The following is a 12,565-nucleotide window of genomic DNA, read 5'->3' as shown; positions in this document are numbered from 1 at the left end:
ACGACAAGCAGGCTCGACGGTCACCGGGACCCCTCGGGTCGTCGCTGGCGAGGCACCTCGACCTCGGGCCAGCAGGCGAGGGCGAGAGCCGGCCGGTCGGCCGGGGGCAGTTGCCCCGCGGCGGCTCGGGGCAGGGTGAACCGGTCGGCGGCGGCCGGACCTGCCGAGAAAGACTCGCGCAGCATCCAGCGCACCTCGTCGGCCGTCCAGCCCAAACCCGGCCGGCCGGCGATCTCGCGGACCAGCCGGCGGCCGACCCGGGTGTCGTCGTCGTAGAAGCGCATGCACCAGTGGTGCGTCCACATCCCGAGCGCCCGCAGACCGGCGTCGTCGAGGGAACCGGCCAACCGGCCACAGGCGGTGTCGGAGAAAGCCCGGTCGGGGTCGCCTGCCCGGTCCCGTTCGATGGCGCCCACGGCGGCCGGTGCGACCGCCCGCATCCGTCGGTAGAAGGCCTGCACCACAGCCCGGGGCAACGACGGGAACGCACCCGATGTCGACGCCGCCGCCCAACCCGCCACGCTCGCCATCCGCTGCACCCCTTCTTGAGTTGGTGGCCGGACGGTACCCGCCACGACCGACACTTCCGGGCCGAAAAAACCCCTCGGATCGCGGATAGCGACGATGACCTGGGGCGTCTGTAGGTGTGACAACGAAACGGGGGTGATGAGTGGACGAGGACGAGCGCGTGCGGCTGGCCGAGTTCGTCGCCAGCCGGACCCCAGCGCTGATGCGGGTCGCGTACCTCCTGACCGGGGACCGCAGTGCCGCCGAGGACCTGTTCCAGACCGCGCTGGCGCGGACCATCCCGAAGTGGGGAACCATCCGGCACGCCGACCCGGAGGGATATCTGCGCGTGGTGATGTACCGCGAGCAGATCAGCTGGTGGCGGCGACTGCGCCGGCGGCGGGAGACGCCCCTCAACCCGGCCGACGAACCGGTCCGCGCTGACCCGAGCGGCGGCTCCGACGTGCGGTTGGCGATGCGGGCCGCGCTCCGTCACCTGCCACCGGCGCAGCGGGCGGTGGTGGTCCTGCGCTACTACGAGGATCTGCCCGAAGCCCAGGTGGCCGAGCTTCTGGGCTGCACGGTGGGCACCGTACGCAGCCGGACCCACCGGGCGGTCAAGCGGCTGCGCGACCTGCTGCCGGAAATCGAAATGCTGGAGGTGCGGCAGTGACCGATCCCTTCGAGCACCTCATCCGCTCCACCCTCACCGACCTGGCCGAGGAGGCACCGATCGTGCAGGACCAGTTGAATCGAGCGGAACGGCGGGTTCGCAACCGACGCCGTGCCACGGTGACGATGGGGGCGGTGGGCACTCTCGCGGCAATTCTGATCGCGGCGCCGATCGCCCTGGCCGCCAGCAGGTCGGACGGGCCTCCCCCAGCCGTGCCGAGCCCAGCCGGCCCGGCAGCCGTAACCAGTCCACCGGTACCCACCCCGTCCGCGCCCACCCTGGTGCCGATCGAATCGAGCCCCGAGGCGGAGATGCCCCCGGGGAAGACGGTCGGCCCGCCCGGCGTACCGGGCCGGCCGACGGCCACGCCGAGCCCGTCGACTCCGCCGGGTGTGCCCGGCAGGCCGGGCGACCCGGTTACCAGTCCAGTCCCGTCGAGTCCGCCGGGCGTACCTGGGATGCCCGGCCCGCCGACGGCCACGCCGAGCCCGGTGCGTTGAGTAGGACCGGTCCGGCCGGCGGTTTCCCAACACCGGCCGGACCGGCCGTCCCACTTCCATCCCGTCTGTGGCCGGGCCAGGACGACGGTGACTCGGATCACCGGGTCGATCCGAGATCCCGGTCACTCTCCCGCCGCGCTCCCCCGTACCGGCGAGCGTCACGCGCCTCGGCGACGGTAGGCGCCGGCCCACGGAATTTGTCGAGCCCGGTGTGCCCGCTCATCCTTGGTCCATGACCAATCCCGGACACCCGAGGTACGAGCTGCGGGGGCACCGATGACCGCCGCGATGGCCCGGGTGCCCGACTCCCTGCGGGGACAGATCGTCACGCCCGGCGACCGCCGGTACGCGCAGCTGCGCTCGACGTACACCACCTCGGCGTCGCCGGCCGCCGTCCTGCTGCCGAAGACCACGGCTCAGGTGGTCGACGCCCTCCGCTACGCGCGGGAGCAGCGGCTGCCCATCGCCGTCCGCAGCGGTGGGCACGGCTTCTCCGGCGCCTCCTCGAACAACGGCGGGGTCGTCATCGACCTGTCCATGCTCAACCGGGTGCAGGTGCTCGACGAGCGGGCCGGGCTGGTCCGGGTCGAGGCCGGCGCCCGGTGGGCGAACGTGGCGAAGACACTGGCCCCGTACGGCCTGGTGGTCAGCTCGGGCGACCACGGCGGTGTCGGTGTCGGCGGCCTGGCCACCGGCGGAGGGATCGGCTGGCTGGTCCGCGCGCACGGCCTCACCATCGACCGCGTCCGGGCGGTCGAGGTGGTCCTCGCCGACGGGACGCTGGTACGCGCGGACGCCGACCACGAGCCGGAACTGTTCTGGCTGGTCCGGGGCGCGGGAGCGGGCGCGGGGATCGTGGTGGCCTTCGAGATCGAGGCCGCGGAGCAGCGCAACGTCGGCGTGGCGCAGGTGGTCGTCGAGGCGCGGCCGGACGGGCGCACGATCAGGGAGTGGACGAATTACCTCGCGCAGGCTCCACGGGAGCTGTCCGCAGCCGCCGTGGTGTACGCCGAGGGCCGCTCGGCACTCATGTCCATCACCGCCGTGGTGGCCGCCGAGAGCCTGCGCCGGGCCCGCCCCGCGGTGGAGCCGCTGCTCGCCATCGGCAGGGTGCTCGAACACCGGACCGACCTGCTGCCCTACCCGGCCCTGGTCCCGACCGCGCATCTGCACCCGAACGTCGGGCAGCAGCGCGGTACGACCACCAACGGTCTGTTCCGCGATCTGGACGACGCCGGCGCTCGGGCCGTGATGCGCGCGGTGACCGGGCCGGGGCGGGCGGTGGTCCAGCTCCGCTCGTTGGGCGGGGCGATCAACGACGTCGCTGCCGACGCGACCGCGTACCCCCATCGCCACCAGGACACGATGGTGGTCGCCTCGGTGTTCCCTCCACAGGGTGCGGGGGCGTTGGACGCCGCCTGGCGGGCGGTCGGCGCGCGGGCCGACGGGGCGTACGTCAACTTCGAGAGCCGGCCCGGCCCGGACGCGTTCGCCCGGATCTACCCGGGCGAGACCGGAGCCCGGGTGCGGCGGCTGTGGAAGCGGTACGACCCGGACGGCGTGTTCCGCCCGGCCCTGCTGACCGGCCAACCGCAACGCGCCGCACGACCGACCCGGTCCGCCCAGCCCACCGGATCCGGCCAGCCGCATCGGCGCCGTCGTCGCCCCCGTTGACGGCGGCCCTGGCCACCAGCACGCCCAGGTCCGATTTTCGCCAGCCGCTGCCCCGCCGGGCGGGGCATCATCGGGGACGTGGAGATGGACTTCGAGCGGTGTTACCGGGCCGTGGACAGCCGTGACCAGCGCTTCGACGGCTGGTTCTACACCGGCGTGACGTCCACCGGCATCTACTGCCGACCGTCCTGCCCCGCGATCACACCCAAGCGGCAGAACGTCCGGTTCTTTCCGTCGGCCGCGGCCGCGCAGGGCGCCGGGTTGCGCGCCTGCCGCCGCTGCCGGCCGGACGCCGCACCCGGCTCACCCCAGTGGGACGTCCGCGCGGACGTGGTCGGCCGAGCGATGCGGCTGATCGCCGACGGGGTGGTCGACCGCGCCGGCGTGCCAGGGCTGGCCTCGCGTCTCGGCTACACGGAGCGGCACCTGCACCGGATGCTGAGCGCCGAGATGGGCGCCGGCCCGCTCGCGCTGGCCCGGGCCCAGCGGGCGCAGACCGCCCGGATCCTGATCGAGACGACCGACCTCGGGATGGCCGAGATCGCGTTCGCCGCGGGCTTCGGCAGCGTGCGGCAGTTCAACGACACGCTCCGCGAGGTGTACGCGAGCGCGCCGTCGGACCTGCGGACGGCCCGTGGTCGCCAGCCGGCGGCGACCGGGGCGGGGACCATCACCCTGCGGTTGGCGTACCGCCCGCCGTTGCACGCCCGGGCGCTGCTGGACTTCCTCGCGGTGCGGGCGTTACCCGGGGTGGACGAGGTGCGCGACGGGACGTACCGCAGGGGTCTGCGGTTGCCGCACGGCACCGGCGAGGTGGCGCTGACCCCGGCGGACGGGCACGTGGCGGCGACGCTGCGGCTGACCGACCTGCGCGACCTGGCGCCCGCCGTGGCCCGGTGCCGTCGGCTGCTCGACCTGGACGCGGACCCGACGGCGATCGACGCCACCCTGGCGGCCGACCCGGCGCTGGCGCGGGCGGTCGCCACCGAACCCGGGGTCCGGCTCCCGCGCGCGGTGGACGGCTTCGAGATGGCGGTACGCGCCGTCGTAGGCCAACAGGTCTCGCTAGGAGCGGCAAGAAAAACTCTCACCCGCCTCCTCCTGACCCACCAGGTCGATCATGAGGTGGACGGGGCCGATGGAGATCGAACTCCAGGCCAACCTCATGATCAACCGGGTGCGGCGGCGGGGCCGCTGCGGGGGTTCTTGAGCGCGGAGGAGTTGTTGGGTCTGCCGGACTCGGGGTTCGGGATGCCTTCGGCGCGGCGGGAGAGCCTGCGCGGGTTGGCTCGGGCGGTGGTGGGCGGGGCTCTGGACCTCGCGCCGGGTGTGGATCGCGAGGAGGCCGTGCGGCGGCTGCTCGCACTGCCCGGCATCGGCCCGTGGACCGCCAACTACCTGGCCATGCGCGCCCTCGGCGACCCGGACATCCTGCTCAGCACCGACCTCGCGGTCCGGCGCGGCGCCGCCGCGCTCGGCCTGCCCGACACACAGAAGACCCTCGACGGGTACGCCGAGCGGTGGCGTCCCTGGCGGTCCTACGCCACGATCAGACTCTGGAGAGCCGCATGAGCATCGACAGCACCGTCCTGACCACACCGACCGGCCCGTTGAGCATCCTCGCCGGCCCGGACGGTGACGTACGGGCCGCCGGCTTCACCCAGGACCCGGCGGCACTGCTGCCCCTGGTCCACCCGACCCTGCGAGCGCCGCTGCGACAGCGGGCCGACCTCGGTCCGGTGAGCGTCGCCGTGACGTCCTACCTCGACGGTGACCTCGCCGCGATCGACGCGGTGCCGGTCCGTCAGGTCACCGGCGGCGAGTTCATGGCGCACGCCTGGCAGGTGCTGCGCGAGGTGCCGCCGGGCACCCCGGTCACCTACACCGGGTACGCGGCACTGGCCGGCCGGCCACCGGCGGTGCGAGCAGCCGCGGCGGCCTGTGCCCGCAACGCCGTCGCGCTGTTCGTGCCCTGCCACCGGGTGCTCCGCACCGACGGATCGCTCGGCGGCTACCGCTGGGGGCTGGACGTGAAGAAGTGGCTTCTCGGTCATGAGCGGCGCTTGACGGCAAGCTGACAGAGGCATCGACACCTGTTAGACGCTACCGTCTGGTAGTGCCTGTGGAGAGCGACGGCGACCCGGCCGCGCGGGTCGCTGCCGGCACCAACTCCGTGCACAACCTCTGGCGGCTGCGCCCCTACCTGCGCCCGTACGCCGCCGAGTTCGCCTGGTTGCTCCTCGCCGGGCTCGCCGGCACGGCGGCCGGAATCGCCGTACCGCTGGTCGTGCAGCGGGTGGTGGACGGCCCGGTGGCCCGGCACGAACCCGGCGGTTTGCTCCAGCTCGGTGCCCTGGCACTGCTGCTCGGCGTGGTCGAGGCGGTGCTCATCTTCATCCGCCGGTGGGTGCAGTCCTCCTCGGCCGTCGGCATGGAGGCGGCGCTGCGCGCCGACGTCTACGCCCACCTGCAACGGTTGCCGACGAGTTTCCACGACCGCTGGCAGTCCGGTCAGCTGCTCTCCCGGATCACCAGCGACCTCTCGGTGATCCGCCGGTTCCTCTCCTTCGGCGTGTTCTTCCTGGTGCTCAACCTGACCACCTACGTGGTCGTGGTGGTGCTGCTGATCAGGCTGCACCCGGTGCTGGGGGCGCTGGTGGCGGCCAGCGCGGTGCCGCTGCTGCTGATCAGCCGCCGGTTCGGACGGCACTACCACGCCGCGTCCCGACGGATGCAGGACCAGCAGGGCGACGTGGCGACCCTGGTCGAGGAGACCGCGCAGGGTCTGCGCACCATGAAGGCGTACGGCCGGGGGCCCGAACTGGCCGCCCGTTTCGCCGGTGCCGCCCGGCGGCTGCACGACACCGGCGTCGGCAAGGGGCGGCTGCTGGCCAACACCTCGGCACTGCTCGACCTGGTGCCCAACGTGACACTGGGCGTGGTCCTGGTGGCCGGGGCAGCCGCCGCCGCGGAGGGTGTGCTCACCATCGGCGAGCTGGTCGCGTTCGTCAGCCTCCAACTGATGCTCATCTGGCCGGTGCAGTCCCTGGGATGGATCATCGCCAACGGCCAGGAGGCCGCCACCGCCGCCGACCGGATCCAGGAGGTGCTGGACACCCCACCCCGGATCGTGGACCGCCCGGGAGCGCTCGCTCTGCCCCGCCACGCGGTCCACGGTCAGCTCCGCTTCGAACGGGTCGCGTTCGGCTATCCGGGCGCCACCGCGCCGGTGCTGCGCGAGATCGACCTGACCATCGAGCCGGGCGAGACACTGGCCCTGGTCGGTGCCACCGGCTCCGGCAAGAGCACACTGCTGTCGCTGGTCCCCCGGCTGCACGACGTCACCGCCGGCCGGATCACACTGGACGGGCACGACCTGCGCGAGCTTCGGCTGGCGTCGCTACGCCGCCTCGTCGGGGTCGCGTTCGAGGAACCCACGCTGTTCTCCATGTCGGTCCGGGAGAACCTCACACTGGGTCACCCCGACGCCGGCGACCACGACGTCCGGGCAGCCCTGGCGCTGGCCCAGGCCGACTTCGCGTACGACCTGCCGTGGGGGTTGGCGACCCGCGTGGGCGAGCAGGGGCTGTCCCTCTCCGGCGGGCAACGGCAGCGGCTCGCGTTGGCGCGGGCGGTGCTCGGCCGGCCGGCGTTGCTGGTGTTGGACGATCCGTTGTCCGCGCTCGACGTGCACACCGAAGCGCTGGTCGAGGCGGCGCTGCGCCGGGTCCTGCGGGACACCACAGCGCTGCTGGTGGTACACCGGCCGTCGACCATCGCGCTGGCCGACCGGGTCGCCCTGCTCGAAGACGGGCGGATCACGGCGACCGGGCGGCACTCCGAACTGCTCGCCAGTGTGCCGGCGTACCGGGCGCTGCTCGCCGCCGAACCGCCCGCCGGGCACCCACCGCCGTCCGGCCCCTCCGGGTCCAGCCCGTCCGCTTCGGACGGCTGGGGGCTGGTGCGCTCGTGACAGTGCCGACGCAGGCCGACCCCCCGCCGGAGGAGGAACCGGAACTGACCCGCTGGCGCGGCACCGCCACCGACCCGGAAGCCGACCGAAGTCGGGCCGAGAACTCCGCGCCCGAGGCGGTGGCCCGACTGCGCGGGCTGAGCCGCGCCCTGCTGGCCGACCTGATCCGCCCACACCGCAGGCGACTCGCCGCCGCCATCGGCCTGCTGTTGGCCCAGAACGCCGCCGCGATGGCCGGCCCGTACCTGGTCATGATCGGCATCGACCGGGCCATCACGCCGCTGCGCGCCGGCGACCCCGGCCCGCTGATCGCCGTCGCCGGGGCGTTCGCGGTGGCCTCGGTGACGGAGTACGCGGCCCGCCGGGGGTTCCTCACCCTCTCCTCGCGGATCGGCCAGGCCGTCCTGCTGGACCTCCGGCAACGGGTGTTCGGACACTTCCTACGACTGTCGGTGGGCTTCCACGAGCGGTACACCTCCGGCCGGATGGTCTCCCGGCTCACCAGTGACCTGGACTCCATCGCCGAGCTGGTCGACGGTGGCATCGACAGCCTCGTGCTGGCCGGGCTGTCGATCCTGTCGGTGGCCGCCATCCTGCTCTGGCTGGACCTGCCACTGGCCGCCGTGACGCTGTTCGCCTTCCCGTTCCTGTTCTGGCTCTCCCGCTGGTTCGCCCGGTCGTCGGCCAGCGCGTACCGACGGACCCGGGACGCTGTCGCGCTGGTCATCGTGCACTTCGTGGAGTCGATGCGGGGCATCCGGGCGGTGCAGGCGTTCCGCCGCGAACCCCGCAACCAACGGATCTTCGTGGCGCTGGGCGACGACTACCGGCGCACCAGCCTGCACGCGTTCCGACTGATCGCCACGTACTCGCCCGCGATCAAACTGATCGGCAACGTCACCGTCGCTGTGGTGCTCTGCTACGGCGGTTGGCGGGTGCTCGGCGGGCAGACCGAGGTCGGTGTGCTCGCCGCGTTCCTGCTCTACCTGCGCCGCTTCTTCGAGCCGATGCAGGAGCTCAGCCAGTTCTACAACTCGCTCCAGTCGGCCACCGCCGCGCTGGAGAAACTGGCCGGGGTGCTCGACGAACGGCCGGCCGTCGCCGAACCGACCCGGCCCACACCGTTGCCGACCGGACCCGGTTGCGGCGAGGTGACCTTCCGGGCGGTCTCCTTCGGCTACCGGGCGGGCACCCCGATCCTCGGCGGGCTGGAACTGACCGTGGCGGCCGGGCAGACCGTGGCGCTGATCGGACCGACCGGCGCGGGAAAGTCGACGATCGCCAAGCTGGTGGCCCGCTTCCACGACCCCGACACCGGCACGGTCCGGCTCGACGGTGTCGACCTGCGCGACGTGACCGACGCCGACCTGCGCCGGGCGGTGGTGTTGGTGACACAGGAGAACCACCTGTTCAGCGGGACCGTCGCGGAGAACATCAGGTTCGGCCGCCCGGGCGCCGACGACGCCGAGGTCCAGGCCGCAGCGCGGGCGATCGGCGCGCACGACTTCATCGCCGCGCTACCCGAGGGGTACGCCACCCAGGTGCACCGACGCGGCGGTCGGCTCTCCGCCGGGCAGCGGCAACTCGTCGCGTTCGCGCGGGCGTTCCTGGCCGACCCGACAGTGTTGATCCTGGACGAGGCGACGTCGTCGCTGGACGTGCCGACCGAGCGGCTGGTGCAGCGGGCGCTCGGCACCATCCTGCGCGACCGCACCGCCCTGGTCATCGCGCACCGACTCTCCACCGTGGAGACGGCCGACCGGGTGCTCGTCATCGACGACGGCACCGTCGTCGAGGACGGCCCACCCGCCGAGCTGGCCGAGACCGACGGCCGGTACGCGGCCCTGCACCGGCAGTGGCGCGACTCGCTGATCTGACCAGCGATGCGTAACTGCGTGGTCCGACCCCCTGGTGGTGCCTACGATCGCTAGATGACCGATACGGCGAGGACGGCCCGCGCCGGCGTTCCCGAGCGTCCGACCCTGGACGGGCTCGAGGAGAGCTGGGCACGCCGCTGGCAGGAGGAGGGCACGTACGCGTTCGACCGCTCGAAGGCGACCGCTCCGGGTCGCGGCGCGGCGTCAGACGCGCCGAGCCGGAATGGTCGTAGTAAGGACGTGTACTCCATCGACACCCCTCCGCCGACCGTATCGGGCGAGTTGCACATGGGGCACGTCTTCTCGTACACGCACACCGACACCGTGGCCCGCTACCAGCGGATGCGCGGCAAGGCCGTCTTCTACCCGATGGGCTGGGACGACAACGGCCTGCCCACCGAGCGTCGCGTGCAGAACGTGTACGGGGTGCGCTGCGATCCGGCGTTGGCGTACGACCCGGTGTGGCGGCCACCGGCGGCCCCGGTGGACGACGCGGCCCGCCGAAACCCCACCCCGATCTCCCGGCGCAACTTCATCGAGCTGTGCGAGCGGCTGACGGTCACCGACGAGCAGGCCTTCGAGGCGCTGTGGCGGCGGCTGGGGCTCTCCGTGGACTGGTCGTTGACGTACACGACGATCGGCCGGATCGCCCGGGCCACCAGCCAGCGGGCGTTCGTGCGCAACGTGCTCCGCGGTGAGGCGTACCAGGCGGACGCGCCGACGCTGTGGGACGTCGGCTTCGCCACCGCTGTCGCCCAGGCCGAGTTGGAGGACCGGGAGCGTCCCGGCGCCTACCACCGGCTGCGGTTCACCGCGCCTGGCGGGCGTGAGGTGCTCATCGACACCACTCGTCCCGAGTTGCTGCCGGCCTGCGTGGCGCTGGTCTGCCACCCCGACGACGAGCGGTACGCCGATCTGGTGGGCGGCACCGCCCGCAGCCCGTTGTTCGACGTCGAGGTGCCGGTGTACGCCCACCCGCTCGCCGACCCCGCCAAGGGCACCGGCGTGGCGATGGTCTGCACGTTCGGCGACCTGACCGACGTGACCTGGTGGCGTGAGCTGGGGTTGGCCACGCGGGTGGTGATCGGGCGGGACGGGCGGCTGCTCCCCGAGCCGCCGGACGGGGTGCCGGCACAGCCGTACGCGGCGCTGGCCGGGCAGACCGTCAACGGCGCCCGCCGGGAGATCGTCGGCCTGCTGGCCGACGCGGGTGACCTGATCGGTGAGCCGCGCCAGATCACGCACCCGGTGAAGTTCTACGAGCGCGGCGACCGGCCACTGGAGATCGTCTCGACTCGCCAGTGGTATCTGCGCAACGGTGGCCGGGACGCCGAGCTGCGGGCGACGCTGCTGGCCCGGGGCGGTGAGCTGCACTGGGTGCCGGCGCACATGAAGCACCGCTACGACAACTGGGTGGGCGGCCTGACCGGTGACTGGCTGGTCAGCAGGCAGCGATTCTTCGGCGTGCCGGTGCCGGTCTGGTACCGGCTCGACGACGCTGGCGAACCGGACTGGTCCCACCCTCTCACGCCGGACGAGTCCGCGCTGCCGGTTGACCCGTCCAGCGACCCGGCGCCCGGCTACGACGAATCCCAGCGCGGTTACCCGGGCGGCTTCATCGGTGACCCGGACGTGCTGGACACCTGGGCCACCTCGTCGTTGACCCCGCAGATCGTCGGTGGTTGGGAGACCGACCCGGACCTGTTCGCCCAGATCTTCCCGATGGACCTCCGACCCCAGGGGCAGGAGATCATCCGGACCTGGCTGTTCGACAGCGTGGTCCGATCGCACTTCGAGCACGGGGTGCTCCCCTGGCGGGACACCGTGCTCTCGGGTTGGATCCTCGATCCGGACCGGAAGAAGATGGCCAAGTCCAAGGGCAACGTGGTCACCCCGTTGGCCCTGTTGGAGCAGCACGGCTCGGACGCGGTGCGCTACTGGGCGGCCAGCGGCAAACCCGGCACCGACCTGGCCTTCGACCCCGCGCAGATCAAGATCGGTCGGCGGTTGGCCACCAAGCTGCTCAACGCCTCCAAGTTCGCGCTCGGGCTGGGCGCGGCGGACGCGCTACGCGCCCGGGCGACGGCTCCACTGGACCGGGCCATGCTCGCCGAACTGGCCACGGTGGTCAGCGCCGCGAGCACCGCCTTCGACTCGTACGACCACACCGCCGCGTTGCAGGCGACCGAGGCGTTCTTCTGGCGGTTCTGCGACGACTACATCGAGCTGGTCAAGGAACGCGCGTACGGCACCGACGCGGCGGCCGACTCGGCACGGGCCGCGCTGGCGTCGGCGCTCTCGGTGCAGCTCCGACTGTTCGCCCCGGTGGTGCCGTACGTGACCGAGGAGATCTGGTCGTGGTGGCGGTACGGCTCGGTGCACCGTGCGCCGTGGCCGACCACGTACGAGGTGGCCCGGACGATCGAGGGGTCGGGTGAGCCGGCGCTGCTGCGGCTCGCCGGCGACGCGTTGAGTCAGGTCCGGCGGGCCAAGTCGGAGCGGAAGCTGTCGATGAAGGCTGAGGTGCCGCTGGCCGAGGCGCTGGGCCCGGCGGCGCTCCTGGAACAACTCACACTGGTCGCCGACGACCTGCGGTCGGCCGGCCGGATCGCCAAGCTCGACCTGCTTCCCGACCGCACCCCGGAGCTCGTCATCGCCTGCGCCTTCTGACCACACGTCCGCCGCCGCCCCCCTCGCGCGGCGGCGGACGCGTGGTCACCAGCCGCGTAGGAAGCGCAGCCCGAGCAGGAACGCGACCACCGAGGGCCCGACCAGCAGGGTGATCGCCTGGAGGCGGTACGGCATCCGGTGCCGGGTCAGCTCGCCCGCGTTGCCGAGGACGATGGCCCCGGCCAGCATCAGGAACGCACCCCACCAGCCGGTCCTGAGGTGGATCAGGTCCACCCGGATCAGTTGCAGGGTCAGGCCGAGCAACGCGCCGGTCAGCGCGAGCAGGGCCACCGCCCGGTGCAGACCACGGACCAGGGGGTGGGCCGCCCGCCACCCGTAGGTGCCGGCGACCGCCAGGCAGGGCAGCACCACCAGCAACGGCCAACCCCGGCCCATCACGCCGAACATGAGCAGCGCGCCGACCGCGAAGACGATCGTGCCGACGCAGGCGAGCATGTACCCGGCGAAGGCCCGACCACCGCCCCGAGCGAGCAGCGGGCCGCCGCTGGCCGCGATCAACGCGGCCGGGATCAGGATGAACACGGCCCACCAGTGGAACTGGCCACTGCCCTGGGCGGCCGTGGCGACCGTGGCGCAGGCCAGCCCGGCGACGGCCAGGCTGGTCAGCCACGGACGGCTGCTCCGGGAGTACGGCTCAGTCAACGACGTCTGCCTCGCTTCGACGCTCACA

10 protein-coding genes are annotated in these 12,565 nt (G+C 72.8%); 8 read left to right on the top strand and 2 right to left on the bottom strand.

Annotated features, from left to right (window positions below; translation table 11 throughout):
- Positions 1-20: 20 nt before the first annotated feature.
- Positions 21-530, bottom strand: a complete 510-nt coding sequence (locus O3438_RS26720) for a hypothetical protein (protein WP_269682408.1) — start codon at positions 528-530, stop codon at positions 21-23.
- Between the two features lie 140 nt (positions 531-670).
- Here O3438_RS26720 and O3438_RS26715 point away from each other — a divergent pair, with 140 nt between their 5' ends.
- The 8 genes from O3438_RS26715 (at position 671) to valS (ending at position 11,874) form a co-directional block, all read left to right on the top strand.
- A complete protein-coding gene (locus O3438_RS26715) occupies positions 671-1,180 on the top strand; it encodes a SigE family RNA polymerase sigma factor (RefSeq protein WP_269682407.1) in 510 nt (169 codons plus the stop codon).
- Entirely contained in the window at positions 1,177-1,680 is a 504-nt protein-coding gene (locus tag O3438_RS26710; protein WP_269682406.1) for a hypothetical protein, read from the top strand. Before O3438_RS26715 ends, O3438_RS26710 begins: the two co-directional genes overlap by 4 nt.
- Before the next feature lie 276 nt (positions 1,681-1,956).
- Positions 1,957-3,354, top strand: a complete 1,398-nt coding sequence (locus tag O3438_RS26705; RefSeq protein ID WP_269682405.1) for an FAD-binding oxidoreductase — start codon at positions 1,957-1,959, stop codon at positions 3,352-3,354.
- A 78-nt stretch (positions 3,355-3,432) separates the two neighbouring features.
- Positions 3,433-4,926 (top strand): DNA-3-methyladenine glycosylase 2 family protein, encoded by a 1,494-nt coding sequence (locus O3438_RS26700; RefSeq protein WP_269682404.1) that lies wholly within the window; start codon positions 3,433-3,435, stop codon positions 4,924-4,926.
- Positions 4,923-5,432 carry a methylated-DNA--[protein]-cysteine S-methyltransferase gene (locus tag O3438_RS26695; protein ID WP_269682403.1) on the top strand — a complete coding sequence of 170 codons (510 nt, stop codon included), beginning with the start codon at positions 4,923-4,925 and terminating at the stop codon, positions 5,430-5,432. The genes O3438_RS26700 and O3438_RS26695 overlap by 4 nt, the downstream gene beginning before the upstream one ends.
- Before the next feature lie 38 nt (positions 5,433-5,470).
- On the top strand, positions 5,471-7,327 hold the full coding sequence (locus O3438_RS26690; protein ID WP_269682402.1) for an ABC transporter ATP-binding protein: 1,857 nt from the start codon (positions 5,471-5,473) through the stop codon (positions 7,325-7,327).
- Positions 7,324-9,204, top strand: coding sequence for an ABC transporter ATP-binding protein (locus O3438_RS26685; protein WP_269682401.1), 1,881 nt, complete (start codon positions 7,324-7,326; stop codon positions 9,202-9,204). Before O3438_RS26690 ends, O3438_RS26685 begins: the two co-directional genes overlap by 4 nt.
- 54 nt (positions 9,205-9,258) lie before the next feature.
- Positions 9,259-11,874 carry a valine--tRNA ligase gene (gene valS, locus O3438_RS26680; RefSeq protein ID WP_269682400.1) on the top strand — a complete coding sequence of 872 codons (2,616 nt, stop codon included), beginning with the start codon at positions 9,259-9,261 and terminating at the stop codon, positions 11,872-11,874.
- Positions 11,875-11,919: 45 nt separating this feature from the next.
- On the opposite strand, the gene O3438_RS26675 is transcribed toward valS, so the two are convergent.
- Positions 11,920-12,564, bottom strand: a complete 645-nt coding sequence (locus O3438_RS26675) for a hypothetical protein (protein WP_269682399.1) — start codon at positions 12,562-12,564, stop codon at positions 11,920-11,922.
- Position 12,565: the final 1 nt, after the last annotated feature.

The sequence above is a fragment of the Micromonospora sp. WMMC250 genome (assembly GCF_027460215.1).
GTDB lineage: Bacteria > Actinomycetota > Actinomycetes > Mycobacteriales > Micromonosporaceae > Micromonospora > Micromonospora taraxaci.
Note: the sequence above shows the minus strand (reverse complement) of the source record. Positions and strands in the feature narration are given on the sequence as shown.